This is a genomic window from Marinobacter sp. OP 3.4, assembly GCF_036224885.1.
Taxonomy (GTDB): domain Bacteria; phylum Pseudomonadota; class Gammaproteobacteria; order Pseudomonadales; family Oleiphilaceae; genus Marinobacter.
Window position 1 is genome coordinate 13,137 of the sequence record NZ_JAVVLT010000072.1, and the last position, 25,526, is coordinate 38,662.

A 25,526-nucleotide genomic window follows, 5' to 3' on the forward strand; every position below is an offset into this window, starting at 1 on the left:
TGCAAATAAAGCGCAAGTGTAAACGATTATCAAAATGATTCAATTCCCATTTGCGCCGTTCTGCGTGGGACCTGTCGGTTCTGTGCAGTGGTTTGGGGTGTGCCGCTGCCCCAGCGGACGGACAGCCCCTCTTCTGACACCGGGTAGTGCTCGTGGCCAAGCAGGTGGTTCACGATGACGGCGGAGCGCCAGCTGGTCAGGCTGAGCTGGGATTCGGCGATGCCATGGCTGAAGCGGCCCTGGTTGACGGTATAGATGGTCCGGCCATCGGGGCCGTCCCAGTCCAGGTTGAATGACGGCTGCAGGCGCGGGCGGCCGTTGCTGTCCCCGCGGAGCCGGGATTTGATGGGCTCCAGACAGGGGGGAAGGCTGTGATCAAAGCCGGTACACAACAGCAGTTGGTCGGCCTGAAACTCTTCAAACTGGTCGTCAACCCGGTTCCGTGTCAGCAGATTCATGGGCGAGCCATCGGTCACCGCGTAGACGGAGCGCCCCGGCAGCAACTCGGGTACCGGGCGCCCGGGGTGTTCCAGGGGGTACTCGTACAGCCGCTGATAGAGTGCCCGCAGGGTGTCCGGGGAGATGCCGTCGGATGCCAGCTTCTGGTAGTGCACCAGCTCCCGCCGACGTTGCTCCGGCAGGTGGCGGAAGGTATCCACGTAACCGGGAGAGAAATACAGGTTGGTAAACGGAGTCTCATCCAGCGGCTCAAAGTTGGGTCGTCGGGAGAACCAGCGGATGCCGGCGGGCTGGCCCCAGAGGCCGTCGAGCAGACCCAGCATCACCTCGGCACCGGACTGGCCGCCACCGATCACCGCCACCTGCTGGCCGCTGAAATCCCTGTCCTGTTCCATGAGATGGATACAGTGCAGGCCGCGGTCGGATGGGAGCGCCTCGCAGGCGGGTGGTATATGAGGCCGCATGCCCGTGCCAACGCACAGGTTGCGGGCATGGACCGGAGTCTGCCCAGCCTGAAAGTCGAGCCGGAACAGGCCATCCTCGAGCGTCACCGATTTAACGCCATGGCTGAAATTCAGGCTGGGCAGGCGTCCGGCGACCCAGCCCAGGTAATCGGCAAACTCCCGGCGGCTGATGGCGGGCATCTCCGCGCTGAGAAAAGGGTAGAACCGCCGATGTTGCACCAGATAGTTCAGGAAGCTGTGAGGGTTGCAGGGATCGGCGCCGGTCACCAGATCTTTCAGGAAGGAGGTCTGTAGTCGGGCACCGGGGAGCTGCATGCCGGGATGCCAGTCGAACCTGGGCTTGCGGTCGAAAAAGGCAGCGTCCACGTGCTGATGCTGGTCCAGAAGGGCCGCCACACTCAGGTTGAATGGACCAATGCCGATGCCGGCCAGGTCGAGAATGTCCTTACTCATCGCAGGTCTCCTTGGTCTGATAACGGGGCTGATGGCTGGTTTCATGGGTGGATTGATCGCAAGCCTGATGGTTCGTCGCGTGCAGGGGGTTGGGTAGTTCCGGCCCCAGGGTCGGAGTCGGCCGGATCGCATCGTCGCCATAGCCGATCCGGAAACGCACACGGTTGAGGCAGACCCGTTCCATCACCGGTCGAAACAGGTCGAAGGTGCGGAACTGCTGCGCGAGGTCCGGGTGCGCCTGCTGGTACCGGACAATCCGCTCGTGGAGTAGCCGGTAGAAGTCCCGTTCCGGATAGCCGAGGTGATCCTCAAGCAACGGCGACAGGAAGCGTAGCCCGGTGACCAGGTGGCCGGTGTACAGATCGTGCAACAGGTGGGTGGCTGGCAGTCGTGGCAGGGCCCCGGCAAGGGCGTCTGGCATCCCCGCCTGTGACGGCAGGTCGCTTTCCACCAGGCGCAGGTCGCCGTGGAAATCCTTGATCACCACCCGGTCTGGTTGCCACTGGTGAAAGATGACCCCCAGGTTCTGGCCATGGGCCACCAGGCCGACGCCATAGCAACAGAGCAGGTGGTACAGCGGTAGGGTGACCCGATCGAACAGTCGGGTCAGCCAGTCCTTCACGGAACAGCCGGAGCGGCGGACCATCTCGGCGACCAGCGGGGTGCCATCCGCGTCGGTCTGCATCAGCATGGCGAAGATCCAGGCCTTCTCCCCGTCGGTGGTCTTGCTGGCCAGGCTTTCGCGCCACACCGCCCCGAGCATTTCCCGGTAGCGATAGGGCGTGCCGGCCACTTGCTGCTGATGCGGATGCGGCAGATGCACCCCGCCCAGTTCCCGCTGAACCGAGAGACCGGCAGCGGCCAGGAATGGGTCAGCGCTGGCGGTGGTTGCCAGCCAGGTGGACAGGTCCGGCGCCAGGGCCATGGGTTCCGGGGGTATGCCCCGGTAGCAGGAGGTGTTCAGAATGGTCAGCGACAGCTTCAGGTCGCAGGCCCCGGGGGCGTCAAGATCCGACAGGGTGCGGATCGACTGCTGGGGCAGGTAGCGGTGGCCCCGGGGGCCCAGATCCACCAGATTGCCACTCTGCAGCATGGCGGCGTACTGCGGCTGGATATGGTGCTGCCACTGCCAGGGGTGGATCGGCACCAGCTGCCAGTCCCGGGATCGCAGGTAGGGCGCCAGTTCCTTTCGCTCGCTGACGGTCAGGCACGGCTCAGCGGCAGGCTGGCCGAACACCCGCAACCCGGTGGCCCGGTGCGCGGCCAGCCAACGCAGCGTTACCGGCTGGTTGGCCTCCGGGCTGTATCGGTGCAGATCATCCATGCCCCAGCCGATGCGCCCACGGTTGGCCAGTACTTTCGGGTGACCGTCCAGCAGCGTCTCCAGCCGGGCGGGTGGCAGGTCGAGGAGTTCTGCAGCTTTACGGCCGGCCAGCGCCTGCTGGCGCAGCAGATCGCCGGCCAGGGTGTTGTTCAGTTCCTCGATGAAGTTGCCCAGGGTGATATCACCCATGTCGAATGCCTCACGGCAGTCCAGCACAAGCTGGATGGCGTCGCTGCAGGGGAAACCGTTGCGGAGCAGGGACTGCGGGCGGACCCACAGGAAGTCCCAGGGCGTGCGGCGGGCGTGGAACTGGTATCGGTTTTCGCCGGTGTCCAGCTCGAACCGATCTTCCCCTTTGTGTTCCGGCGTCAGCAATCCTTCATAGCTGCACTCGGCCACAATCCGCGCCATCAGGCGCTGGTTGACGGTCTGCCAGTGGTTGGCGTGTTCCATTTCAGTTATCCCTGTTGGTTACAGTCGTGTGTCGGCGAAGAATCGGCGGCGGGGATTGCATAACAACGCCGAGCGTTTGTGGGGAAAGTCGAACTCGCCGTGGTTTTCCCAGGTGGTGCTCCGCAGATAACGCAGCATGGCGCGGTTGTCAGACCTTGGCTCGCCCCACAGACTGCGGGTGCGCGGCTCCATCAGAAACAGGAAATGGCTGACGGTGTTGAGCCAGAGGTTGGTCTGGCCTTCGCCGAGGAATTGCCGCTCGCCGATCAGCACGTGCATGCCCTGATCAAACGGCCTCGCTTCACAGTAGGGCCCCAGCCGGTCTTCCGGCACGTAGTAGGTTTCGAAATAGCCGACCGCCTCGCCGTCGGCCTCGAGAATCAGTGGCAGCGAGTGCGGGTCGGCCCGTCGATCCTCCAGCATGGCGTCCAGTCGCTCTCGGCTCCAGGGATACTCCCAGAACCGGGCTGCCCGTGGCTCGTTCTGCCAGCGATGAAAGCGCTCACCATCGTGCGTGACTGTCGCCTGCCGGAGCGTGATGGTTCTGCCGGCGGACGGTGCGAAGCGTCGGTACAGGATCTGGTCGCCTACCGACGGGCGACGGGGATGACAGACGTCGTCGGTCTGCACGGTAGTTTCCGGCATGACCGGCCACAGGGCCGGATCCAGCCAATGTTCGCGGATCTGGTAGAAGGCGGCCCGCTCGATGGATGTGCTATCGGCGTGGTGTTCCCAGGCAGGGTGGCGGGTGTCAAAGGCCTCACGGGCGCTACCTGTCAGCTCTATCCTTGGTGCATCCAGTTCATGGAACAGGGCGTCCAGCACCCGCTGGCTGGCTGTGGTATCGAGGGGTGGTCCTTCCCACTCGAGCAGTTGTTCCGTATCGGGGCTGGTCTTTCGTTTCGCCTGCCAGTATTCACCGTCCAGGGCGATCTGCAGTTGCTGGCGGTCCGATGATGGCGTCAGTTCAATGGGCGGTAAGGGTTTCATGGTGGTCGCTGTCCTTGTGTTTTTCCGGCTGGTCAATCAGCAATGGGTTGGCCATGGGGTGATAGATGGATTCGAGGTCCTCGAGGGTGTTCTCGTTGACGGCCCGAAGGGAGCACAGGAAGTTGTTCTTGGCGTACAGGCACGGGCTGGTAAGCAGGTAGTCAAAGGCGCTGGTGTCAGCGGGCTGCTGTTCGCGCTGTTGCCGAAGCCATTGCCGCAGTTGGTGCCACAGACGGTCTTCGGCGCACAGCCCGCCCGCAGCCAGGGACGTAATGATATTGAAGGTGCTGTTGATGAACAGGTAATAGCAGAACAGTCGCACACCCAGGGTTTCGGGCAGTTCGTTCTCCCCGGCCTGTACCGACGCCGCCAGCCCGGGCCCAAAGCGCCGGTGGGCCAGCGACGAGAAGCCGGTGCCCTGGCAGTCACGGAACCAGGCCGCCACCGGCTGGAAATGCTCGTCCAGTCGCAGGATCAGGTTCTGCTGGTGGGCCCCGAACAGCAGTCCCAGGTTACTCTGGGCGTCGAGTAGTGGCTTTACCGTCAGCTCCAGGTAGGCGTGGAACCAGTCGGCTGCGTCTTCCTCGCTGGCGTTACGGGCCCTTAGGCAGGTGGCCAGGCGCGAGAGCCCTGTTTCCGGTGCGTCCTGCAGGAGTGAGGCGAGCAACTCGCAGTTGTGACTCACCCCACCGCGGAACGGATTGTCACGGAACACCACGGTGCTTTCGGCCATTGGCTCACCCTGGCGATCGCGGATAGCGGCAGTGACGGGCTCATTGAGAATGCGAAAGTGGCGGTGACGATCCAGCCAGTTCCGGGCCGGTGACGTCTTCAGCAGGTCGGCCAGTCCGGGCCCGCGAACGGCCTCCCGGGGTTGCAGGTGCCGGACGGAATTGGTGAGGCGAACGGACAGGGAGAATTTGAGCATCCAGTCCTGATCTTCGGCCCAGATCGCCCGCAGGGAGGATGTGGCCCGCCAGCGGCTGATCCCCATACCCAGGCATCGCAATTGCCCCGCCGACTGTAAGGCTTGTAGCTCGGGATGCGACTGCCACTGACGGTGTTGGAACGGGTGGCAGGGGATAAGGATGTGACCGTCCGCCCGGGCCGCTTCCGCTGCCTGTTGCACGGCGTGGGGTTCGTGTCGCAGCAGGGATTCAGCAGCATCGGTCAGCGAGATGGTCTCTGCGGCATGGGGTTGCAGTTGGTCGCCGGCCACGCCGTACCAGATTAGCGGAAACTCACCACTGTATTCCGGAGCAAAGGCGGTGGCTTCCTCCGTCGTCATGTTGCCGCGGTCCTTGGGGCAGGGATGAATCGAGTGGCCATTGACCAGGGCCTGTTCCGAGTCAATGAAGGCGAGTGGCGCCGTATCGGTGTGCGGTTGGCGGCTCGATCGGTAAGCCAGGGCATGATGCAGGTTGTCATGGCTGTTGCGCACTCGCTGGAGCAGATTCTTCAGTTCCCACAGAGACGCCTGGCTGGCGAGTTCGGGAAGTGTGAGGGTCCATTCCACGGCGTCGAGAAAGCTGACCGGGCCCAGGCCCTCGCTCCGGTCCAGCCAGAGGTCCGGGCCCAGCAGGTGGCGCCCACCCTGGCTGTGGAACCGACAGGGGATCAGCAGTGTTTCCCCGGTCTTTTGATGGGTGACGGCGTAGTGCCCTGGTGCGGGATGCCAGGGCCAGGGGCCGGTTTCCCGGAGCAGGGCGTTGAAGTAGGCGTTTACGGATGGGTCTAATGTTTCCATCAATGGAATCATGGCAATATCCTGTGCCGGTGAGTTGCAAATAACTGTAAAATAAATAATAATGATTCGCAATTACAATTCATGTGACGCAGAGCAGGAAATCAGATCAGGATGACGATTCGGGGAAGGGAAGCCTGGGGCCCGGTGCTGATGATGGGGGTGCTGCAGTCGGCGCTGGTGGCGTGTCTGCCGTGGCTGATGGAGCGTACCGGGCTCTCTGCGGGGGTTTGGTCGCTGATCCTGTCAGCGGGCATGATCCCGGTCCTGCTGGGCGCGCCACTGTGGGGGCGGTTGGTGGATGGCCGGGGGGCACGGCGGGTGTCCATGATGGCCTCGACGTTGGTGCTGGTGGGCTTCGGATCGCTGTTGCTGGTACTTGGAACGGGGCTGGAGGGAGCGGCTGCGGTCACCTGTCTGTTAGCGGCCCGGCTGATTCATGGTATCGGAGCGGGAGGCGTTTTTCCGGCTGCCCAGCGGATGGCTGTGGTAGGTGCTCGTCCGGAGGACTGGAGCTATCGGTTATCCCGCTTGCAGATGTCAGTACACGCCGGGCGTCTTGTCGGTCCGGTCCTGATCGCCCTGGCCGCCTGGCTGGGTATGATGACGGTGCTGTCACTCGCTGGCGTCCTGGCCCTGCTACTGGTTACTGGTAGCAGGAGGTCCGGGGAGCGGCCGTCACGACCTGATGTCGCGTGGGAGTCTGAATCGGTTGATCACGGTCGCCAGCCCTGGCTGGCTGGGTGGCCCTACTACCTCATGGCGCTGGTGCTGACGGCATCAGTGGGAGCCGTGCAGTTTGTGCTTGGGCCCAGGCTTACGGCAATGGCGGGAGTCTCCGCGGACATGGGGTCGTCCCTGACAGCGGCCGCACTCATCCTGGCCTCGGTTGTGGGGCTCGTGTTCGGGCCGTTGGTTCACGCCCGGGCCCGGACAAATCCGGTTCTGGTGGTAATCTGGGGGGGCGCGTTACTGGCGGCGGGTCTCCTGCTGGGCTATGGGCAAAGTCTGCCGGCCATGTTTGCCGGTATTGCGGCCCTGGCCTTTGGGGCGGCGGTACTGACCCCTTGGTATGGCAGTCTGCTGCGCCAGCGTTATCCGGATTTACAAGGCGAGGTGGCCGGTCGACTGACCAGCACCCATACCCTGGGATATATCATCGGAACCCTTGCTGGTGGCTGGCTGCTTGAGATCAGCCCCGAGCAACCGTTGCTTGCCCTGTTGCTGCTGGCACCCGCCCTGGTCATGTTGGCGTGGCGGGCGCGGGTGTTTATCCGCAGAGATCGTATAGTCTGCTGATCAGCACCGGCACGGCTGTCTCTACCCGCAGTATGCGCGGACCCAGATGAACGGATTGGCAGCCGGCCTCCACCAGCTTGTCCACTTCGTAGGGAATGAAACCGCCTTCGGGGCCAATACACAGGGTGGCCGGGTGCCGGATATGTACCGGGCAGGGGGTGTCGGTACCGGGGTGGGCCACCAGCCCGGGCCTGTCATGCAGCAACGACGGCAGCTCGTCTTCCACGAAAGGCTTGAACAGCTTGCGGGTATGGACCTTCGGCATACGGGTGTCCATGGCCTGCTCCAGGCCCAGGGTCAGGTTCTCACGCAGGTGCTCCGGCTGTAGCCAGGGCGTCTGCCAGAAGCTCTTCTCCACCTTGTAGCTGTTGATCAGCCAGATGTCCTTGACACCCAGGGCCGCCACCGTCTGCAGGACACGGCGGAACATCTTGGGGCGGGGCATGGCCAGGACCAGCGTCAGCGGCAGGGGAGACGGGGATGACCGGTCCAGCTCAAGATGGAGTTCCGCCACCGTCTCGGTCAGGCGGGTGACCGTGCCGGTACCCATGGGGCCGTCTTCCAGTCCGACCGGCAGGGTGTCACCCTCGCCGGCACGGAGTACCGAGACCAGGTGCTCCCGGCGCCGGCCGGTCAATCTGGCGTGGTTGTCGTCCAGCAGGTCCTGTGGTGACAGCAGGGCCAGGTTCATACGTCTTCGGGGTAGCCGTCGTCGGGCCGGTGGCGGACCGCCAGGCGACCGCACAGTACGCCAATCTCGAACAGCAGCCACATGGGCACGGCCAGCAGGGTCTGGGAGATCAGGTCCGGGGGGGTCAGCAGCATGCCGATGATAAAGCACCCCACCACCACGTAGGGCCGTTTGGCCGCCAGGTCCTGGGGTGTGGTGGCGCCGGACAGGATCATCAGCACGGTGGCAATGGGAATTTCGAAGGCGACCCCGAAGGCGAAGAACATCTTCAGCACGAAGTTCAGGTAGCTGGTGATGTCCGGCAGTTCCACGATGCCTTCCGGACCGATGGCCGTGAAGAAACCGAATACCAGGGGAAACACCACGTAATAGGCGAATATTGCCCCCAGGTAGAAGAGCAGTATCGAGGAGAACAGCAGCGGGAACGCAAGCTTCTTCTCATGGGCGTACAGCCCCGGGGCGATAAAGCTCCATAACTGGTAGAGGATGATTGGTATCGCCACGAACACCGACAGTACAAGGGCGAGCTTCATGGGGGCGAAGAAGGTGGCGGTGATGTCGGTGGCGATCATGCTCTGGCCCACCGGCAGCAGCTCCATCAGCGGGCCGGCCATGATCAGGTAGAGCTCATTGCGGAACGGGAACAGCACCGCGAAGCACACCAGCACCGCAAGCACCATCTTCAGCAGACGGTTGCGGAGCTCCAGCAGATGCTCAATCAGGGGCATTTCCTGCTGCTCGGGAGGAGGGTTGCCCGGGGAAGCTGAACTCATGAATCGCGTTCCGGTTTATCCTTTGGCGTCTCCGGATCTCCGGAGTCGGCGGCGGGGGCGGTCTGGCTGCCCTTGCGGATCATGGCGTGGGGGTCGTAGCCGGGTTTTTCCGGTGGTTCCCAGTCCCGGAACCGCTGGCGCTCGTCATCCCGGTGGTTCTCGTGATCATCGGGCTGGCCCTGGTCGGTGCCTTGGGGCGGATCTTCCTGCGGAGCCTGGTCACCCTCTTGGGGTGGCTCCGATGCCGTCTCCTGCTCACCGGCAACCCGGCGAGTGGCCGGGGCGGGTCTGGGCTTACGGGTGTCGTTGTCAGAGAGGATCATGTCCTCGTACTGTTTGGCTTCATCCAGCGCGCCGCGAACACTCTTTTCCACGTCTTCCAGACCGATATCCCCGGCCTTGCGCAATTCCTTGCGCAGTTCGTCGGCCTTGAGCTCCCGGTCCAGTTCGGTGGTGAACTGGGTGACCATGCGACGGGCACCGCCCACCCAGCGACCAGCGGTCCGGGCCGCCGAAGGCAGGCGTTCCGGTCCCAGGACCAGAAGGGCGATGACGGCACAGATCACCAGCTCAATAAAGCCGATATCGAACATGGGGGCGCGACTCAGCTATGGGTTTTTTCTTCGGTCTTTTCGGTGCTGGATTCCTGGGCCGTGGACTTTTCCTGGTTCTCGATGGAGTCCCCGTCGGTCCTGTCCTTGTCCTGCGGGTTTTCCTCGTCGCTCATGGACTTCTTGAAGCCCCGGATAGCACTACCCAGATCCGTGCCGATATTGCGCAGCTTCTTGGTTCCGAACAGGAGGATTACAATGCCCAGAACAATCAGAAGTTGCCAGATACTAATTCCCATCTCTCAGGACCCCTTTGGTTTACTTACCTGATGTTATTGTACGCCAACCCTGGCGTTAACCGAACACCCATGGAGGGAGACGCGGACACCAGGGGGTGCCTCGTCCGATTGACGGCTATGGTTTGTTGCGGGCCGCCTTTTCCTCCAACCCCGAGAGGTCGAAGCGACGGCCCAATTCTTCAAGAATATCATCCGGTCCAAGACCAAACCGTGACAGCATGACCAGAGTGTGGAACCAGAGGTCGGCAGTTTCGTAGACCAGCTCGTCGGTCTTGTCCGAGTGCTCGGCATCCTTGGCGGCAATCAGTGTCTCGGTGCATTCCTCGCCCAGCTTCTCGAGGATCTTGTTCAGACCCTTGGCGTGCAGGCTGGCCACATAGGAGCTGTCCGGGTCGGCGGCCTTGCGGGCCTCCAGGACGCGGGCGAGTTGCGACAGTATGTCACTCATGGTTATGGCCTCCCTTTCCGTAGATGGCGTCCGGGTCCTTCAGTACCGGGTCCTGGACGACCCAGGCACCGTCTTCCAGCACCCGGTAGAAACAGCTGCGGCGCCCGGTGTGGCAGGCGATGCCGCCCCGCTGTTCCACTTTCAGCAGGATCACGTCGTCGTCGCAGTCCACGCGGATTTCCCGGATGCGCTGTTCGTGCCCGGAACTCTCGCCCTTGCGCCAGAGCTTGCCCCGGGAGCGGGACCAGTAGATGGCCTGCTGTTCCCGGGCAGTGAGTTCCAGGGATTCCCGGTTCATCCAGGCCATCATCAGGATTTCGCCGGTCTCGGCGTCCTGGGCGATGGCGGGAACCAGGCCGTCGGCGTTCCAGCGGATGCTGTCGAGCCAGTCGGTGCCGGACACGGTAGAGGTTGATTCTTGCATTGTCATGACACAGTTCGGTTGTGTTGGTTTAGCGGCTTCCCCTGGCGACCAGCCAGGTGGCGCCGGCCAGCATGGCCCAGCCATACCAGGGCATGTCCCGGGCCAGGGGCTCCAGTTCACCCTGCAGGCCCAGCCAGGCGCCGACCGCCAGGGCCGCCGCGAGAGCCAGGCGTCGCCAGCGGCGGTCCGCCCGTCGCTCGGATGCCTTGATGGCTGCCAGTGTATCCTGTTTTGCTCCGGCCTGGCTGCCGGAATTGCGTAGCTGTACCAGGGTATCGTGCACCAGTTGTGGCATTTCCGGCGATTGTTCCAGCCATGAAGGCAGTCGTGACTGCAGGGTCTGGAACAGGCCGCTGGGGCCAATGCGGCGTTTCATCCAGGTCTCCAGGAACGGCTGGGCGGTGCTCCACAGGTCCAGGTCCGGGTAAAGCTGGCGGCCGAGGCCTTCCACATTCAACAGGGTTTTCTGCAGCAGTACCAGTTGCGGCTGGACTTCCATATTGAAGCGCCGCGCGGTCTGGAACAGGCGCAGCAGGAAGTGGCCGAAGGAAATATCCTTCAGCGGGCGCTCGAAAATGGGCTCGCAAACCGTGCGGATGGCGGCCTCGAACTCATTGACCCGGGTTTCCGGTGGCACCCAGCCGGACTGAATATGCAGTTCCGCCACCTGGCGGTAGTCGCGGCGGAAAAAGGCCAGCAAGTTGCGGGCCAGGTAACTGAGGTCGTCCGGCGCCAGGGTGCCGACAATACCGAAATCAATGGCAATGTAACGGGGATCCGCCGGATTGGTGGCATCCACGAAGATGTTGCCCGGGTGCATGTCGGCGTGGAAGAAGCTGTCCCGGAATACCTGGGTGAAGAAGATTTCCACGCCCTTTTCCGCCAGCACCTTCATGTCTACTCCGGCGGCGTTCAGGGCCTTGAGATCGGCGATGGGAATGCCCGACACCCGCTCCATCACCAGCACCCGCTGGCTGGTATAGTCCCAGTCGATGGTGGGGATGTAGATCAGCGGCGAGCCGTCGAAGTTGCGGCGCAGCTGGCTGGCGTTGGCGGCTTCCCGCTGCAGGTCCAGTTCGTCGTGGATGGTGTTCTCGTAGTCTTCAACCACGTCCACCGGGCGCAGGCGCCGGCCCTCGGACCAGTATCGCTCCAGCAGCCTCGCCATCAGGTACATCAGCGCCAGGTCCTGCTGGATCACCCGCTCGATGCCGGGGCGGATGACCTTGACCACCACGCGACGGCCATCGGGCATGGTGGCGGCATGGACCTGGGCTACCGAGGCAGAGGCCATGGGGTCCCGGGTGAACTCGGCAAACAGTTCGTCCACCGGTTTGCCGAGGGATTCCTCGATAATGGCCCGCGCGGCGTCACTGGGAAAGGGCGGGACATTGTCCTGCAGCCGGCGCAGGGATTCGGCCATGTCATCCGGCAGCAGGTCGCGCCGGGTGGAGAGGATCTGGCCGAACTTGACGAACACCGGCCCCAGTTCCTCCAGCGCCAGTCGCAGCCGGTCGCCGCGATCCAGCTTGCCCTTGGGGAACAGGTGCCAGGGGGCGAACAGGAAGAACAGTTTCAGGGGGGCGGGCAGCTCGGCGATGGGCAGGAAGGTGTCCAGCCGGTACTTGCAGAAAACCCAGGTGATGCGGAACAGGCGTTGCAGTCGGGTCACGGCGTCTCCGATCCGGACGGGCCGGAGGCTTTGGTTTCCAGGCGGTCGATGCGGGCGGCCAGGCGTTCGGTGCGCAGGCTGAGCTGGTCGATGTCCTCGAAGGTGGGCTCCAGTTCCCGACGACCGGGCAGGGTGCCGGTTTCCTCGTGGATGTACTCTTCCAGGCTGGCGGTGACCGAGGCCATGGCCTGGCGATTCCAGCGAACACTGCCACGAATCCGCCGACCGATGAAGTGGGCGGCGACATCGCCGGTATAGCGGGCCAGGGCCGCCTCCCAGTCCGGCGCCAGTTGCGCCAGGGCCTGCTGGAACTGGTGGGCAAGACCGGTATCGCCTTCCACCGTCAGGCGACCGTCGCTGATGGCCCGGTCATCACCCAGGGCGAGGGCGGCCATGGCCAGCGGGCGGCCACGGATCACCAGGGCCGGGTCGTCCGGACGCAGGCCAGATACCCGCACCCCGCGACGGGTGCCCTGCAGGCAGATGGCCATGGCCACTGGCTCGCTGACTTCGAAGCACACCGGGCCGGTCAGTGCACGCAGCAAGTCGCGGCGACCGGGCGGATCCAGCTCCAGGGCCCGGTTCAGCGCCAGCTCAAGGGTGCCGGTGATGGCTGCGTGCAGGGTGGGAATCCGTGACATCAGGGCTTGGTTCCCACGTGCAGGGCCACGATGCCGCCGGTCATGTTGTAGTAGCGGCAGTTCACCAGGCCTGCGGTTTCCATCATGCCCTTGAGGGTGTCCTGGTCCGGATGCATGCGGATGGACTCCGCCAGGTAGCGGTAGCTCTCCGAGTCACCCGCGAATAACTGGCCCATCAGCGGCAGGGCGCTGAATGAGTAGGTGTCGTAAGCCTTGCTGAGCAGCGGGTTGGTGGGCTTGGAGAACTCCAGCACCATGACCTTGCCGCCGGGCTTCAGCACCCGGGCCATATCCCGCAGGGCCTGGTCCTTGTCGGTGACGTTGCGCAGGCCGAAGGCAATGCTGACCACGTTGAAGGTGTTGTCCGGAAACGGCAGATGCTCCGCGTCTGCCTGCACGTATTCGATGTTGCCGGCATAACCCCGATCCAGCAGGCGATCACGGCCCACTTCCAGCATGGAGGCGTTGATGTCCGCCAGTACCACCTTGCCGTTGGTTCCCACCAGATCCGAGAACTTCATGGTCAGGTCACCGGTGCCGCCGGCAATGTCCAGCACCTGGTGGCCGGGGCGCACGCCGCTGAGCTCGATGGTGAACCGTTTCCACAGGCGGTGGATGCCCATGGACATCAGGTCGTTCATCAGGTCGTACTTGCTGGCCACGGAATGGAAGACCTCGGCCACCTGGCCCGCTTTCTGGCTCCTGGCCACCTTGCGGAAGCCGAAGTCGGTGGTGTCGTCCTGGGCAGGGCCGTTCTGATGTGAGGCCGGGGCTGACTGCTGTTCGCTCATGGGGCGTCCTGTGGAATGTCGCATCGGGGCGCTGGGTAACCCGCCACCGGACCCGGGGGCCGGTTATGGCGGGTGCAAGCGACCCTATTCTAGGGAACCTCCGGGCAAGTCTAAAGTTTTTTGCCGCAATATGTATCATCAGAGGCTGGTCTGGGCGTGTCGCTGCCCATAAACTGGAGACAAATCAACTTTCAGAGGGAATCGTTCATGTCCGCTATTGATGTCCGCCGCAGTCATTCCATGGACCAGGAACATGCCCGCGAGGCGGCTGAATCCCTGGCCCAGGACCTGTCCCGGAAGTTTGACGTGCACTACGAGTGGGACGGCGACCTGCTGAGGTTCCACCGGTCGGGGGTCAAGGGGCACCTGGACATCTCTCCCAGCGAGCTGCATGTTCACCTGGAACTCGGCATGATGCTGAGGCCGTTCAAGGGGCGGATCGAGGAAGAAATCCACAATGAGCTGGATCGTATCATCGTCTGATCAGACGGTGCCGCACTGGCCGCCATCCTGGCTTCCCGATGGGTGATCCAGCGCCGGGATCAGTGACTGGTCATCCAGGGCGATGAAGTGACTGGGGGCGTCGGTTTCCTGGATGGTCATGGTGGGGCAGGCCCGGGCACTTTCCAGCATGGCGGTCTTGTCCAGGATTCGGTCGGTGCCGGGAATCAGGAAGATGCCGTGGCTGACGTTCCGATAGATGTCCGTGGGCGTCTTCTCCATCCAGTCCAGCACGTCCTCCAGGTTGCGCACGATGGTGAGCTGGTCGCGGGTGGACGAGAACAGCTTGCTGAGCAGGGTCTTCTTGCGCGGGTTCATGCGACCGAAGAAGGTCTGCCCGTAGACCGAGGAGGGGGCGCTGTTGATCAGGCGGATGAGCCAGGGCCACATGCCGTGGCTGACGGGCTCCAGCATCATGCTGACCAGGGCATGGGTGCGGCCTTGCGGCAGGGCCGGGGCCTCCAGCAGCAGCTCCACATTGCGGAACAGGTCAGGGCGTCGCCGGGCCGCTTCCAGGATCACCGCGCCTCCCCGGGAGTGACCGTGGACACGGATGTGGTCGGAGGAGGGCAGGATCTCCATGGCCTGGATCAACAGTTCCGCGTCGTAGGCGACGGTGCCGGCGAGTTCATCGATCTCCGACTGCCAGCCGGCGTCTTCCGGTGTCACGCCGTTGACCGGAATGTGATAGTTGCTGCAGGTCAGCAGAATCAGTTCGGTGGTGGGCGCATCGTAGGTCTGGGTGAAGTAGCAGTGGTTTTCCAGGTAGCCGTGTACGCCGATGACCGTATGCAGGGCCTCGCCACTGTGGTTGCGCACCGACACCGCGCCTTTGCCGATACGATAGACCTGCCCGGAGAACATCTCCGAATAGGCAATGTCGATGGGCTTGATCAGTTTGCGTATATGGCTCGCTTTCATGTGCCACCTCCGGGGCCATACTGCCTGTCCCAGGGCGCCTGTGGCACCCTGCTCCAGAGTATACGATTACTTACCGGTCATGGCGTAATCTATATCAGTATCGCTTTTCCCATGATCGGGAGTGGAGCAGGTTTTTCGCCTCTGTCACAATGCCGGATCAGTGTTTTCAGACCTTTATCACAATTGATCATGACAATGATCAGGAAACCCGGGACCCGACACTTTGAGTGACGCCGTCAACGACAGGGAGCCGCTGCGATTACTGCCGATGGACGCGGCGTGGCTGAATCTGGAGAGTCCGCAGAACCCGTTGACCATCACGGTGCTGATGCGTGTCGATGGCCTCTCGTTTACCGAATTGCGTGCCTTCCTTCAACGTTACTGGCTGACCTGGGAGCGTTTTCGCATGATGCCGGTGGAGAAGGCCTGCGGCTGGTGCTGGGAGCGTGACCGGCACTTCGACCTGGTCAACCACCTGGTGCATGTGCCCGAGGCCATGGACGAGACCCGGCTGCAGCAGTGGGTGTCCGCGCGGCTGAACCAGCCGTTGCGCCGCAACCGGCCGCGCTGGGCCTTCTGGCTGGTGCCCAACGTTGAAGGCGGGGCGGCGCTGCTGTTCCGCATCCACCACTGCTACGGCGATGGCATGTCATTGCTGGATGTCTTCGACAGCATCTGCACACGATCCCCCGACGAGCGTCCCGAATCATTCGGAAGCCGTGAGTATCAAAGCGCCCGCCGATGGCCCCAGGTGATGCAGGCCTGCCGGGATGCGGTCTCATCTGGTCTTAGTGGCTGGTGGGGCCAGGCTACGGGGTCCGGTGAAGGGGTGCCGGATGGGCGACAGGACAGCGAGCTGCCGGAGTTCCACCAGGCCGGGGCCCTGGAGCAGGGGGCGATGGCCGGTCTGCGGGCGCTGAACGAAATGACCGGTATGGTCACCGAGCCGGAGGACACCCCGTCCAGCCTCAAGCGTCCCCTGTTGGGGCGCCGGCATTGCCGCTGGTCCGCGCCGGTGTCGGCGAGGCGCTTCCTGGCCCTGGCCCGCCGTTATGGCTGCAGTGCCAATGATGTCCTGCTGGCCTGTGTGACGGCGGCCATGCGTGATGCCATGGGTGTTCCGGAACGGCAACTGAACCAGGCCGTGGTCCACGCCGCGGTACCGGTGGATATACGCCGGACCCTGCCGGAGGCCCTGAGGCCGGCGAAACACATGCCCGGCAACTACTTCGGCACCATTTTCGTGCCCCTGCCGGTGGATGGCAGCTTCGCCCTGGAGCGGCTCTGGCGCATAAAGCACGAGACCCGCCGCCTCAAGCGGACCTGGCAGCCGGTTATTGCCTGGGGGCTGAGTGGTCTTGCGTCATTGCTGCCGGCACCCTTGCGAAAGCCTATTTCCGAACTGTTCTTCCGCAAGGCCAGTGCCGTGGTCTCCAACGTGCCGGGTACCCGCGAGCCCCGCTACCTGGCGGGCCACCGGGTGCGGGAGCAGATGTTCTGGGTGCCACAGGCGGGGGAGATCGGGCTGGGGGTGAGCATTGTCAGCTACAGTGGTAACGTGCAGTTTGGTGTGGTCGCCGATGAGGCCATACTGAGCGATCCGGATGCCTTCCTGAACCGGTGCCTGAAAGAGTTGGACGAGCTGGGACGGCCTCTGCTGTAATTCCTGTTCTTCAACAACAATAACAGGGGTATTATCCATGCCTGTCATGTCCCCCACCCACGAACTCCCGGCACAGATGCCGGCCGTGACCGCCGGCACCTCCGCAAGAGATCCGGCCATGGCGGTCCGGGAACTGCAGCAGGCCTTGTTGTCGCCCACCCTTGGCGCCGTTCTTTTCTTCTGTTCGGCGGAATATGATCTGGACCGACTGGCCAGTGTCATGGCCCGGGGGTTCCCGGGTGTCACGCTGGCCGGCTGTACCTCGGCCGGGGAGATCACCCCACAGGGTTATGACCGCAGGTCCATTGCCGCCATCGGGTTCGACCGACGCTGGTTTTCGGTCCAGTCCGCGCTGATAGGAGGGCTCGACCACTTCGACCTGGCCCAGGCCCAGGGGCTGGTTGAGCGCCTGCTGCATGGATGCCGACAGGCGGATCTGGCGTCGGTACGGGACAATACGTTCGCCATCACCCTGCTGGACGGCCTGTCCAGCCGGGAGGAACTGGTGCTATCGTCCCTTAATGCCGCCCTGGGTGCCATTCCCCAGTTCGGTGGTTCCGCCGGCGATGACGAACGTCTGGCCAATACCCACGTTTATCATGAAGGACGCTTCCATAGCGGCGCGGCCACGGTGCTGCTGGTCAACACGCCACTGAAGTTCCAGGTGTTTACCACCCACCACCTGGCACCAACCGGCGACAAGCTGGTGGTCACTGCCGCGGATTGCCAGACCCGCACGGTACACGAGCTGAATGCCGAACCGGCGGCTGTCGCCTATGCCCGGGCTGTCGGGGTGTCGCCCCGGGATCTGGACCGGGAGGTCTTTGCCCGCAAACCCATGGCGGTGAGAATTGGCGACCAGTACTTTGCCCGCTCGGTGCAGCGTGTCAACGCCGATCTGAGTCTGACGTTCTACTGCGCGGTGGAAACCGGCATCGTGCTCACCCCCATGCTGCCAGGCTCCCTCCGGGACGACCTGTGCCTGCGGCTGGAACAGGCCGAGGCCACGGTGGGCAAGCCCTTGGTCACCCTGGGCTGCGACTGCTTCCTGCGTCGACTGGAAGCCGAGCAGGCCGGCGAGGTTGCCCGGTTGTCGGAATTTCTCCGTCAGCACCGGGTGCTGGGGTTCAGCACTTACGGTGAACAGTTTGATGGGGTCCACCTCAATCAGACGTTCACCGGTGTGGTCATCGGGCGGCCATGACCACCCGCCGTGGTACCCGTACCGCCGAGCTGGAGGCGGAGAACGCCCGCCTGCGGAAGATCCGCGATGCGCTGATCTCCCATGTGGAATCCGGGTCCGCACGCACCCTGGACCCGTATTCGGTGTTCGAGCATTCCGTCATCCTGGCGGAGCAGGTAAGGGAACGCACCGAGGCCCTCAACCAGCTGATGGACGACCTGCGGGAGAGTAACAGTGCCCTGGAGCAGGCCCGTGCCGAGGCGGAACGTGCCAACCACGCAAAGTCCCGGTTCCTGGCGGCAGTCAGTCACGACCTGCTGCAACCCCTGAATGCGGCCCGATTGTTTGCCGATGCCCTTCGGGAGGAAGGCTTGCCAGAAAGTGCCGAAGGACTGGTGCGTTCACTGGGCTCCTCACTTGAGGACGTGGACCACCTGCTGGGTACGCTGGTTGACATCGCCCGCCTGGATGCCGGGGTGATTGAGCCGGATCCATCCGTATTCAGCCTCGGGGACCTGCTGGCCAATCTGGCTGGGGAGTTCGGGCAACTGGCCTCCCGCAAGGGGCTCGGGTTTCGCTATGTGTCCGCCACCGGGCAGGTGTGGTCCGACTCCCGGCTGCTGGCCCGGGTGATTCGCAACTTTTTCAGCAATGCGCTTCGCTATACTGGATCCGGTCGCATTCTGATGGGCTGCCGGCGCCGTGGCCGGAACATGGAGATACAGGTATGGGATACCGGGCCAGGTATCCCCGGTCACCAGCAGGCTGAGATCTTCCAGGAATTCCGCCGGGCGCGGCCACAGGATGCGGCCCCGGATTCTGGCCTGGGGCTGGGGCTGGCGATTGTCGACCGCATTGCCAGCCTGTTGGACCACCCGGTGACGATGGTGTCGCGGCCGGGGCACGGATCCATGTTTGGTATATCGATACCCCTGTTCGACGGCACTCGCTGAACACTCAGAGGGCTGGCCGGGATTTTTGTCGCTCCAGCCACTCCCCGGCCACCAGAACCGCCTGTACCCGATTGGTCACGCCCAGTTTGCCGAGGATGGCGGAGACGTGTGCCTTGACGGTGGTTTCGGTGATATTGAGTGCCCAGGCAATCTGCTTGTTGCTCTCACCAAGCGCCATGCGTTCCAGGACCCGTCGCTGGCGGTCGGTCAGCCGTTCCAGGGTTGCGTCCGAGAGCGGTGGTCCACTACCGGCGGAGGTGGCTGAAGAAGGCGATCCCCGAATAATGTCCGGAGGGAGATAAATGTTGCCTTCCAACACCTGCCGGAGAGCCTGGCGCATTCGTTCCCGGGGTGATGATTTGGGAATGTAGCCAACGGCGCCGGCATTGACCGCCCTCAATACCAGTTGCTTGTCTTCCTCGGCGGAAATGATCACCAGTGGGGTGTCGGGCAGCGCGTCGCGGATGCTGGCCAGGCCGTCGAGTCCCAGGACACCCGGGAGGTTGAGGTCCAGCAGCACCAGGTCCGGTGCCGGGGACCGGGCAACAATGTCCAGGGCCGCCGGCAGGGTGCTGGCTTCCGATAACCGGCTGTCCGGCAGCTCGGCACGGATGACCAGCGCCATGGCCTCACGGAACAGCGGATGGTCATCCACGACCAGGATGTGGGGTGACGGGGTCATCGGCGATCTCTTTATTATCAGGTTGTCTGATCGAAAGCCCGCATGCTGTCAAGAATACCCTGAATGCCTTCCTGTTGGCACCGTCCTTTTACCAAAGGCGTAGTACTAAAGAAGGACCCCGGCAAGGCCAAGGAACGATACCGGTGAGCCCGGTGAATGGCTAGTGTGGAGGCGACAGCTCCCGCCCCGGGAGTTGTGACGATCCCGACCACAACAACAAGGGTGATCACCATGATCTACATACAACCGGGCAGGGACGGCGCAGTCGTCTCCTTCAAGAACCAGTACGAGAACTACATTGGCGGCGAGTGGGCCGCACCGGTAAAGGGACAATATTTCGACAACATTACCCCGGTCACCGGGGAGGTTTTCTGCCGTATTCCCCGCTCCTCCGCCGAGGATATCGACCTGGCGCTGGATGCCGCCCACAAAGCAGCGCCGGCCTGGGGCCGTACGTCAGTGCAAGAGCGCTCCAATATCCTGCTGAAGATTGCCGATCGCATCGAACAGAACCTGGAAATGCTGGCCGTGGCGGAAACCTGGGACAACGGCAAGGCCGTCCGCGAAACCCTCAACGCCGATATTCCCCTGGCGGTTGATCATTTCCGCTATTTTGCAGGTTGCATCCGGGCCCAGGAAGGCCATCTGGGTGAGATTGATACCAATACGGTGGCCTATCACTTCCATGAGCCACTGGGGGTGGTGGGTCAGATCATTCCCTGGAACTTTCCACTGCTGATGGCCACCTGGAAGCTGGCACCATGCCTGGCTGCGGGCAACTGCACCGTGCTCAAGCCAGCGGAACAGACCCCGGCTTCCATCCTGGTGCTGATGGAGCTGATTGGCGACCTGCTGCCACCGGGTGTGGTCAACATCGTCAACGGGTATGGCACCGAGGCCGGACAGCCCCTGGCCACCAGCAGCCGAATAGCCAAGATCGCCTTTACCGGCTCCACGCCGGTGGGTGCGCGAATCATGAAATACGCAGCCGAGAACATCATTCCCTCCACTGTGGAGCTTGGCGGCAAGTCCCCCAACATCTATTTCTCCGATATCCTCGATGCCGAGCCGGAATTCATCGATAAGGCCGTGGAGGGACTGGTGCTGGCATTCTTCAACCAGGGCGAAGTATGCACCTGCCCATCCCGGGCGTTGATCCAGGAAGGCATGTACGATGATTTCATGGCCCGAGTGGTGGAACGCACCAGGACAATCAAGCGCGGCAACCCCCTAGACACGGATGTGCAGGTGGGGGCCCAGGCCAGCAAGGAGCAGTTCGACAAGATCCTGTCTTACCTGGCTATCGGCAAGGAGGAAGGGGCAAAAGTGCTCATTGGCGGGGACCGGGAGGACTTGGGCGGGGAATTCGGCAAAGGCTTCTATATCCAGCCCACTCTGTTCCTGGGGGACAACAGTATGCGGGTCTTCAAGGAGGAGATCTTCGGACCGGTTGTGGGAGTGACCACCTTCCGGGATGAAGCCGAGGCAATGGCTATCGCCAATGACACCGAATTCGGGCTTGGGGCCGGCGTCTGGACCCGGGACACCAACCGCGCTTACCGCATGGGCCGCGGTATCCAGGCGGGCCGGGTGTGGATGAACTGCTATCACGCCTATCCTGCTCATGCCGCCTTTGGCGGTTACAAAAAGTCCGGCGTCGGCCGGGAGACCCACAAGCTGGCGCTTGAGCACTATCAGCAGACCAAGAACCTGTTGGTGAGTTACGATATCAACCCGCTGGGCTTCTTCTGACCCTCTTCGCCGATCTGCAAGGGTTAGCACTTCCGGTTCGGGGCCATAGGGTCCCGTACCATGACTCTCCTCTGGCCGACGTGGTTGTCGGCCTTTTTTCTTTCCTGGTTGTAGTTGCCGCCTTCAGACCCAATGGCTAAAAGTATGCGTATGGAAAGACATTCCTGACGTCAGGAAAGGAGGCACGTCATGAGCGATACCCGAATCGAGAAAGACAGCCTGGGCGAGGTGCAGGTACCGACCAACGCCCTGTGGGGGGCCCAGACACAGCGGGCTGTGGATAATTTTCCGGTCAGCGGCCAGCCGATGCCGCCTGGCTTCATCGAGGCGGTGGTGCTGATCAAGAAGGCGGCGGCCGGGGCCAATCACCGGCTCAGGCACCTGGATGATGATCGTCACCGGGCCATCGTTGGCGCCTGTAACCGCATCCTTGAGGGGGGATTCGAGGACCAGTTCCCGGTGGATCGTTACCAGACTGGGTCCGGTACCAGCACCAACATGAACGTCAACGAGGTGATCGCGAATCTGGCCAGCACTGAAGAGCTGGCGGTGGACCCCAATGATCACGTCAACATGAGCCAGAGCTCCAACGACGTCATTCCCACGGCGATCCACGTGGCCGCCGTCAAGGCGCTGCAGAACCAGGTGCTGCCGGCGCTGACCCACCTGGAAGGCTGTATCTATGAGCGGGAAAACCTGCTCAATGGCCAGGTCAAGACCGGTCGGACCCACCTGATGGACGCCATGCCGGTCACCCTGGGGCAGGAGCTGCGGGCCTGGCGGGAACAACTGGAAGGGGTGAGCCGACGCCTGGAATACTGTGGCGAGGACCTGCTGCCCGTGCCCCAGGGGGGAACCGCTGTCGGTACTGGCGTGAATGCCGATACCCGCTTTTCCGGGGAATTCGTCAAGATCATGCATGATCTTACCGGCTTCCGGTTCCGGGAAATGGAGCACAAGTTCGTGGGTCAGAGCGCCGTCGACGCGCCGGTGCACCTGTCGTCCCAGTTGCGGGGCATGGCCATTGTGCTGATGAAGATCGCCAATGACCTGCGCTGGATGAACAGTGGCCCCATCCACGGCCTGGCGGAAATCAGCCTGCCGGCCCTGCAGCCCGGCAGCTCCATCATGCCGGGCAAGGTCAACCCGGTGATTCCGGAGTCCGTGGCCATGGTGGCGACCCAGGTCATGGGGCTGGACAGCGCGGTTGCCATCGCCGGCCAGTCCGGCAACTTCCAGCTCAACGTGATGCTGCCCCTGGTGGGCGCCAACCTGCTTGATATGAGCCGGCTGCTGGCCAGCAGTGCGAGACTTTTGGGGGACAAGGTGATTGCCGGCTTTACCGTGAACGAGGAAACCCTGGATGAAGCCGTGGGCCGGAACCCGGTGCTGGTGACGGCACTGAATCCGGAGATCGGTTATGCGAAGGCCGCGGAGATTGCCAAGGAGGCCTACGCCAGCGGGCGGTCGATCATGGAGGTGGCCGAGGAGAAAAGTGGGTTGAGTCGCGACAGGCTCGAAAAACTGCTCAACCCGCTGGCGCTGACAAAGGGTGGCCTCAAGGACTGACCGGTCAGGAGTCCGGAAAACATTGGCAAGGGAGAGCGTCGGCGAATGATCATTGTCTGGTTACTGGTGTTGTTGATCCTCGCCAATGGCTCGCCCGTTGTGGCCGCCAGGCTGGCCAGTCATCGCTTTTCCGGTGCCGTGGATGGGGGGCGCCGGTGGCGGGATGGCCAGCCGGTATTGGGCGCCAGCAAGACCTGGCGGGGGCTGGTGGCCGGTTTCGTGACCTGCACGGCGTTTGCCCCGGTGGTGGGGCTGGACCTGGCCTTCGGGGCCATCTTCGCCGCCCTGGCCCTGGGGGGCGACCTGCTGAGCAGCTTTATCAAGCGCCGCATGGGGCTTGAGGCCAGTGCCCGCGCCTCGGGCCTGGACCAGTTGCCGGAGTCGGTGCTTCCGGTGGCCTATGCCTGGGCCTCCCTGGACCTGCCAGCCTGGCAGGCGACCGGGGTAGTGCTGCTGTTCGTGGCTGGCAACATGCTGTCCTCACCACTGCTGTATCGGCTGGGTATCCGCAAGCGGCCGCACTAATGTCCGCAGCTACTCCGGCCCCCGTGTCAGCACATGGATGGTGACCTCGGGCGGGCAGTTCAGGCGCGCATTGACCACCGAGGTGCCGGCGCCGGGGGAAGTATAGCCCTGCATGCCGTTGTGCTGCCAGTAACCCCGGCCCATGGCGCGGGGGCAGTTGGCATCCAGGGTCACGGGGATGCCGCCGGGCAGGCAGATCTGGCCGCCGTGGGTATGACCGCAGAGGAACAGGTCGTAACCGGCGTGGGCGGCCTCGCGCCAGATTTCCGGGCTATGGCTGAGCAGCATGGACACGGCGCCTTCGGGAATGTCATCACCGGCCCGCTGCAGGTTGTGGACCTTGTAGAAGTGGGGGTCGTCCACGCCGGCAATGAACAGGGATTGGTCGCCCCGGGTGATGCAGTGGTGTTCGTTCAGCAGCAGGCGGAACCCCATATCCTCCAGGCCGGGCACCATGCGGATGCTGTCATGGTTGCCCAGTACCGCCACGGCCTCGCCCTTTATGGCCTCCCGCAGCCGTGCCATGCCTTCCAGGGCCGCATCCACCGGTCCCCAGGTCAGCTTCCTGTAATCCCCCGTCAATACACACAGGTCATAATCCAGCGGTTCGATCTGCCGGAGCACCGCGTCCAGGTTCTCCGGGTCCATATCCACATGGAGGTCGGTGAGATGAAGGATGCGGAATCCCTCGAAGGCCTCGGGCAGGGACGCGATCCGGAATGGGTGCTCCACGGTGGTCAGGCGACGGCTGTTGTCCTGGCCCCGCCCCAGCAGCCCGGACAGCTTCAGGCAGGTGCGGATGAAACCGTGGGCGGAATAGAGGTTTTCCAGGTGGAAGGAGCGGCGGTCGCGGCCGGTCACCCGCTGTTCCGTCTCCTGTTCTATGCTGAGTCGCTGGCGGGCGTGCACCGGCCCCAGGCGGAGGCTGAGCCGGTATCGCAGCAGGTCTTCATCGTTGGGGGCAGGCGCCTGTGCAGTCATGGATCAGTGCCCGGTTCCGTCGGTTTTACAGGGGTCTGGGAATCAGTATGGTTGCTGAACCATGAATCGACAATGTGAGTTGTCCTCACCGTAACCTGAATTGTCACAGGAGATCCACTGACGTGTTATCCACATTCCGGGACGTGTTCCTGGTGTTCCTTCGCCTTGGCCTGACGTCCTTTGGCGGACCCGCGGCCCACCTGGGCTACTTTCACGATGAGTTTGTCCGCCGCCGGCAATGGCTGAGCGAGAGCGCCTATGCCGAACTGGTGGCGCTCTGCCAGTTGCTGCCCGGGCCGGCGTCCAGCCAGGTGGGGCTCGCCATCGGGTTCCTGAGGGGGCACTACGTCGGCGCGCTGGCGGCCTGGCTGGCCTTCACCCTGCCATCCGCCATCCTGATGGCCCTGTTCGCTCTCGGGCTCGGGGTCTGGCCGGATGCCGCCGAGGGTGGCTGGGTCGCCGGCCTGAAGCTGTTTGTGGTTGCGGTGGTGGCCCAGGCGGTGTGGCAGATGGGTGGAAAACTGTGCCCGGACCGGACGCGCCAGGGGCTGGCGTTGATGGTGGCCATTATCCTGCTGGTGGCGGGATCGGCGGCCATGCAGGTGGTGGCACTGGCGATGGCGGGGCTGGCGGCGTGGATGTTGAAGGTGCCATCGGGCCAGCAGCAGGAATCCCTGTCGCTGCCGGTCAAGGGACGGCATCCGATGGTGTTTGTGGTCCTGTTCGGCCTGCTCCTGCTGGTGTCGTTCCTGCCGTCGCAACCGGGCTCCATGGGTTGGCTGGCAGCGGAGATGTACCGTTCCGGGGCACTGGTGTTCGGGGGCGGGCATGTGGTCCTGCCCTGGTTACAGGAGGGCTTTGTCGCCTCCGGCCAGATGCCCGCCGACACCTTCCTGGCGGGTTATGGTGTGGCGCAGGCGGTGCCGGGCCCGCTGTTCACCTTCTCCGCCTTCCTGGGGGGCGTCAATGGCGGTGTCTGGGGCGCCCTCGTGGCCCTGTTGTCGGTGTTCCTGCCCGGCGTGCTGCTGGTGTTCGCCGGGTTACCCCTGTGGCAGTGGCTGCGCCACCATGAGACTGCCCGGTCGGTGCTGGCTGGCGTCAACGCCGGCGTGGTGGGCCTGCTGCTGGCCGCCCTGTTCGATCCGGTATGGACGTCCGCGGTGCATTCGCCGGCGGGGGTCGCCTTCATTCTGGCCACCTGGTGGGCACTGGCCATTGCCAGGGTGCCGGTCTGGGTACTGGCACCGATCAGTGCATTGGCCGGCGCGGTACTGTTTTGAGGGGCGGATTGTGGTTCAAGTGCCAGGCAGGATCGCGACC

General features: G+C 63.4%; 25 protein-coding genes. 9 read left to right on the forward strand and 16 right to left on the reverse strand.

The window, feature by feature from the left end; genetic code table 11:
* Positions 1 to 29: 29 nt before the first annotated feature.
* From RO069_RS12635 to RO069_RS12650, 4 genes are read right to left on the reverse strand one after another with little or no spacing between them, the layout of a single operon-like run.
* Positions 30 to 1,376 carry a lysine N(6)-hydroxylase/L-ornithine N(5)-oxygenase family protein gene (locus RO069_RS12635; RefSeq protein WP_328187959.1) on the reverse strand — a complete coding sequence of 449 codons (1,347 nt, stop codon included), beginning with the start codon at positions 1,374 to 1,376 and terminating at the stop codon, positions 30 to 32.
* Positions 1,369 to 3,153 carry an IucA/IucC family protein gene (locus RO069_RS12640; protein ID WP_328187960.1) on the reverse strand — a complete coding sequence of 595 codons (1,785 nt, stop codon included), beginning with the start codon at positions 3,151 to 3,153 and terminating at the stop codon, positions 1,369 to 1,371. The genes RO069_RS12635 and RO069_RS12640 overlap by 8 nt, the downstream gene beginning before the upstream one ends.
* An 18-nt stretch (positions 3,154 to 3,171) precedes the next feature.
* Positions 3,172 to 4,143 (reverse strand): GNAT family N-acetyltransferase, encoded by a 972-nt coding sequence (locus RO069_RS12645; protein WP_328187962.1) that lies wholly within the window; start codon positions 4,141 to 4,143, stop codon positions 3,172 to 3,174.
* Positions 4,121 to 5,890, reverse strand: coding sequence for an IucA/IucC family protein (locus RO069_RS12650; RefSeq protein WP_328187964.1), 1,770 nt, complete (start codon positions 5,888 to 5,890; stop codon positions 4,121 to 4,123). The genes RO069_RS12645 and RO069_RS12650 overlap by 23 nt, the downstream gene beginning before the upstream one ends.
* Positions 5,891 to 6,001: 111 nt before the next feature.
* Here RO069_RS12650 and RO069_RS12655 point away from each other — a divergent pair, with 111 nt between their 5' ends.
* The gene (locus tag RO069_RS12655; RefSeq protein WP_328187966.1) at positions 6,002 to 7,186 is read left to right on the forward strand and encodes an MFS transporter; all 1,185 of its coding nucleotides are present in this window, start codon (positions 6,002 to 6,004) and stop codon (positions 7,184 to 7,186) included.
* Here RO069_RS12655 and RO069_RS12660 read toward each other — a convergent pair.
* The 9 genes from RO069_RS12660 to ubiE all read right to left on the reverse strand — a co-directional run bounded on the left by RO069_RS12660 (position 7,158) and on the right by ubiE (position 13,476).
* Positions 7,158 to 7,877, reverse strand: coding sequence for a 16S rRNA (uracil(1498)-N(3))-methyltransferase (locus RO069_RS12660; RefSeq protein WP_328187967.1), 720 nt, complete (start codon positions 7,875 to 7,877; stop codon positions 7,158 to 7,160). The genes RO069_RS12655 and RO069_RS12660 overlap by 29 nt on opposite strands.
* Entirely contained in the window at positions 7,874 to 8,650 is a 777-nt protein-coding gene (gene tatC / locus RO069_RS12665) for a twin-arginine translocase subunit TatC (RefSeq protein WP_328187969.1), read from the reverse strand. Before tatC ends, RO069_RS12660 begins: the two co-directional genes overlap by 4 nt.
* On the reverse strand, positions 8,647 to 9,243 hold the full coding sequence (gene tatB, locus RO069_RS22130) for a Sec-independent protein translocase protein TatB (RefSeq protein WP_442915369.1): 597 nt from the start codon (positions 9,241 to 9,243) through the stop codon (positions 8,647 to 8,649). Before tatB ends, tatC begins: the two co-directional genes overlap by 4 nt.
* Before the next feature lie 11 nt (positions 9,244 to 9,254).
* On the reverse strand, positions 9,255 to 9,500 hold the full coding sequence (tatA, locus tag RO069_RS12675) for a Sec-independent protein translocase subunit TatA (RefSeq protein WP_328187970.1): 246 nt from the start codon (positions 9,498 to 9,500) through the stop codon (positions 9,255 to 9,257).
* A gap of 115 nt (positions 9,501 to 9,615) precedes the next feature.
* The gene (locus RO069_RS12680; RefSeq protein WP_328187972.1) at positions 9,616 to 9,948 is read right to left on the reverse strand and encodes a phosphoribosyl-ATP diphosphatase; all 333 of its coding nucleotides are present in this window, start codon (positions 9,946 to 9,948) and stop codon (positions 9,616 to 9,618) included.
* Positions 9,941 to 10,372, reverse strand: coding sequence for a phosphoribosyl-AMP cyclohydrolase (gene hisI, locus RO069_RS12685; protein ID WP_328188010.1), 432 nt, complete (start codon positions 10,370 to 10,372; stop codon positions 9,941 to 9,943). The genes RO069_RS12680 and hisI overlap by 8 nt, the downstream gene beginning before the upstream one ends.
* A 28-nt stretch (positions 10,373 to 10,400) precedes the next feature.
* Positions 10,401 to 12,044, reverse strand: coding sequence for a ubiquinone biosynthesis regulatory protein kinase UbiB (gene ubiB, locus RO069_RS12690; protein WP_328187973.1), 1,644 nt, complete (start codon positions 12,042 to 12,044; stop codon positions 10,401 to 10,403).
* On the reverse strand, positions 12,041 to 12,685 hold the full coding sequence (locus RO069_RS12695) for a ubiquinone biosynthesis accessory factor UbiJ (protein WP_328187975.1): 645 nt from the start codon (positions 12,683 to 12,685) through the stop codon (positions 12,041 to 12,043). The genes ubiB and RO069_RS12695 overlap by 4 nt, the downstream gene beginning before the upstream one ends.
* Positions 12,685 to 13,476: a bifunctional demethylmenaquinone methyltransferase/2-methoxy-6-polyprenyl-1,4-benzoquinol methylase UbiE gene (gene ubiE / locus RO069_RS12700; RefSeq protein WP_328187976.1), complete on the reverse strand. Its 792-nt coding sequence runs from the start codon at positions 13,474 to 13,476 to the stop codon at positions 12,685 to 12,687. Before ubiE ends, RO069_RS12695 begins: the two co-directional genes overlap by 1 nt.
* Positions 13,477 to 13,683: 207 nt before the next feature.
* On the opposite strand from ubiE, the gene RO069_RS12705 reads away from it, so the two are divergent.
* The gene (locus RO069_RS12705) at positions 13,684 to 13,959 is read left to right on the forward strand and encodes a polyhydroxyalkanoic acid system family protein (RefSeq protein WP_328187978.1); all 276 of its coding nucleotides are present in this window, start codon (positions 13,684 to 13,686) and stop codon (positions 13,957 to 13,959) included.
* Here RO069_RS12705 and RO069_RS12710 read toward each other — a convergent pair whose 3' ends face one another.
* On the reverse strand, positions 13,960 to 14,898 hold the full coding sequence (locus RO069_RS12710; RefSeq protein WP_328187980.1) for an alpha/beta fold hydrolase: 939 nt from the start codon (positions 14,896 to 14,898) through the stop codon (positions 13,960 to 13,962).
* A 223-nt stretch (positions 14,899 to 15,121) separates the two neighbouring features.
* Between RO069_RS12710 and RO069_RS12715 the strand changes: the two genes are divergently transcribed.
* Genes RO069_RS12715 through RO069_RS12725 form a run of 3 tightly spaced genes read left to right on the forward strand, consistent with a single transcriptional unit; the run spans position 15,122 to position 18,697 of the window.
* Positions 15,122 to 16,561: a WSD1 family O-acyltransferase gene (locus tag RO069_RS12715; protein ID WP_328187982.1), complete on the forward strand. Its 1,440-nt coding sequence runs from the start codon at positions 15,122 to 15,124 to the stop codon at positions 16,559 to 16,561.
* 37 nt (positions 16,562 to 16,598) lie between these two features.
* Positions 16,599 to 17,765, forward strand: coding sequence for a nitric oxide-sensing protein NosP (gene nosP, locus RO069_RS12720; RefSeq protein ID WP_442915370.1), 1,167 nt, complete (start codon positions 16,599 to 16,601; stop codon positions 17,763 to 17,765).
* On the forward strand, positions 17,762 to 18,697 hold the full coding sequence (locus RO069_RS12725; RefSeq protein WP_328187984.1) for a sensor histidine kinase: 936 nt from the start codon (positions 17,762 to 17,764) through the stop codon (positions 18,695 to 18,697). Before nosP ends, RO069_RS12725 begins: the two co-directional genes overlap by 4 nt.
* 4 nt (positions 18,698 to 18,701) lie before the next feature.
* Here the strand turns inward: RO069_RS12725 and RO069_RS12730 are convergent, their stop codons facing one another.
* Complete coding sequence (locus tag RO069_RS12730; protein ID WP_328187985.1) at positions 18,702 to 19,379, reverse strand: response regulator transcription factor; 678 nt, start codon at positions 19,377 to 19,379, stop codon at positions 18,702 to 18,704.
* 231 nt (positions 19,380 to 19,610) lie between these two features.
* Here RO069_RS12730 and exaC point away from each other — a divergent pair, with 231 nt between their 5' ends.
* The 3 genes from exaC (at position 19,611) to RO069_RS12745 (ending at position 23,225) form a co-directional block, all read left to right on the forward strand.
* Positions 19,611 to 21,131, forward strand: coding sequence for an acetaldehyde dehydrogenase ExaC (exaC, locus tag RO069_RS12735; protein ID WP_328187987.1), 1,521 nt, complete (start codon positions 19,611 to 19,613; stop codon positions 21,129 to 21,131).
* 189 nt (positions 21,132 to 21,320) lie between these two features.
* Positions 21,321 to 22,700: a class II fumarate hydratase gene (locus tag RO069_RS12740; RefSeq protein ID WP_328187988.1), complete on the forward strand. Its 1,380-nt coding sequence runs from the start codon at positions 21,321 to 21,323 to the stop codon at positions 22,698 to 22,700.
* A 45-nt stretch (positions 22,701 to 22,745) separates the two neighbouring features.
* On the forward strand, positions 22,746 to 23,225 hold the full coding sequence (locus RO069_RS12745) for a CDP-archaeol synthase (protein WP_328187990.1): 480 nt from the start codon (positions 22,746 to 22,748) through the stop codon (positions 23,223 to 23,225).
* Positions 23,226 to 23,234: 9 nt separating this feature from the next.
* On the opposite strand, the gene RO069_RS12750 is transcribed toward RO069_RS12745, so the two are convergent.
* Positions 23,235 to 24,206, reverse strand: coding sequence for a metallophosphoesterase (locus RO069_RS12750; RefSeq protein WP_328187992.1), 972 nt, complete (start codon positions 24,204 to 24,206; stop codon positions 23,235 to 23,237).
* A 122-nt stretch (positions 24,207 to 24,328) separates the two neighbouring features.
* Between RO069_RS12750 and chrA the strand changes: the two genes are divergently transcribed.
* Complete coding sequence (gene chrA / locus RO069_RS12755; RefSeq protein ID WP_328187994.1) at positions 24,329 to 25,486, forward strand: chromate efflux transporter; 1,158 nt, start codon at positions 24,329 to 24,331, stop codon at positions 25,484 to 25,486.
* The last annotated feature ends 40 nt before the right edge of the window (positions 25,487 to 25,526 follow it).

Coding starts and splice junctions, on each gene's coding strand:
- RO069_RS12655 (WP_328187966.1), top strand. CDS start 6,002: ATGACGATTCGGGGAAGGGAAGCCTGGGGCCCGGTGCTGATGATGGGG.
- tatB (WP_442915369.1), bottom strand. CDS start 9,243: ATGTTCGATATCGGCTTTATTGAGCTGGTGATCTGTGCCGTCATCGCC.
- RO069_RS12635 (WP_328187959.1), bottom strand. CDS start 1,376: ATGAGTAAGGACATTCTCGACCTGGCCGGCATCGGCATTGGTCCATTC.
- RO069_RS12660 (WP_328187967.1), bottom strand. CDS start 7,877: ATGAACCTGGCCCTGCTGTCACCACAGGACCTGCTGGACGACAACCAC.
- RO069_RS12695 (WP_328187975.1), bottom strand. CDS start 12,685: ATGTCACGGATTCCCACCCTGCACGCAGCCATCACCGGCACCCTTGAG.
- ubiE (WP_328187976.1), bottom strand. CDS start 13,476: ATGAGCGAACAGCAGTCAGCCCCGGCCTCACATCAGAACGGCCCTGCC.
- RO069_RS12705 (WP_328187978.1), top strand. CDS start 13,684: ATGTCCGCTATTGATGTCCGCCGCAGTCATTCCATGGACCAGGAACAT.
- RO069_RS12730 (WP_328187985.1), bottom strand. CDS start 19,379: ATGACCCCGTCACCCCACATCCTGGTCGTGGATGACCATCCGCTGTTC.
- RO069_RS12740 (WP_328187988.1), top strand. CDS start 21,321: ATGAGCGATACCCGAATCGAGAAAGACAGCCTGGGCGAGGTGCAGGTA.
- tatC (WP_328187969.1), bottom strand. CDS start 8,650: ATGAGTTCAGCTTCCCCGGGCAACCCTCCTCCCGAGCAGCAGGAAATG.
- RO069_RS12645 (WP_328187962.1), bottom strand. CDS start 4,143: ATGAAACCCTTACCGCCCATTGAACTGACGCCATCATCGGACCGCCAG.
- nosP (WP_442915370.1), top strand. CDS start 16,599: ATGCCTGTCATGTCCCCCACCCACGAACTCCCGGCACAGATGCCGGCC.
- RO069_RS12750 (WP_328187992.1), bottom strand. CDS start 24,206: ATGACTGCACAGGCGCCTGCCCCCAACGATGAAGACCTGCTGCGATAC.
- RO069_RS12745 (WP_328187990.1), top strand. CDS start 22,746: ATGATCATTGTCTGGTTACTGGTGTTGTTGATCCTCGCCAATGGCTCG.
- RO069_RS12680 (WP_328187972.1), bottom strand. CDS start 9,948: ATGAGTGACATACTGTCGCAACTCGCCCGCGTCCTGGAGGCCCGCAAG.
- exaC (WP_328187987.1), top strand. CDS start 19,611: ATGATCTACATACAACCGGGCAGGGACGGCGCAGTCGTCTCCTTCAAG.
- RO069_RS12640 (WP_328187960.1), bottom strand. CDS start 3,153: ATGGAACACGCCAACCACTGGCAGACCGTCAACCAGCGCCTGATGGCG.
- hisI (WP_328188010.1), bottom strand. CDS start 10,372: ATGCAAGAATCAACCTCTACCGTGTCCGGCACCGACTGGCTCGACAGC.
- RO069_RS12725 (WP_328187984.1), top strand. CDS start 17,762: ATGACCACCCGCCGTGGTACCCGTACCGCCGAGCTGGAGGCGGAGAAC.
- RO069_RS12710 (WP_328187980.1), bottom strand. CDS start 14,898: ATGAAAGCGAGCCATATACGCAAACTGATCAAGCCCATCGACATTGCC.
- RO069_RS12650 (WP_328187964.1), bottom strand. CDS start 5,890: ATGGAAACATTAGACCCATCCGTAAACGCCTACTTCAACGCCCTGCTC.
- tatA (WP_328187970.1), bottom strand. CDS start 9,500: ATGGGAATTAGTATCTGGCAACTTCTGATTGTTCTGGGCATTGTAATC.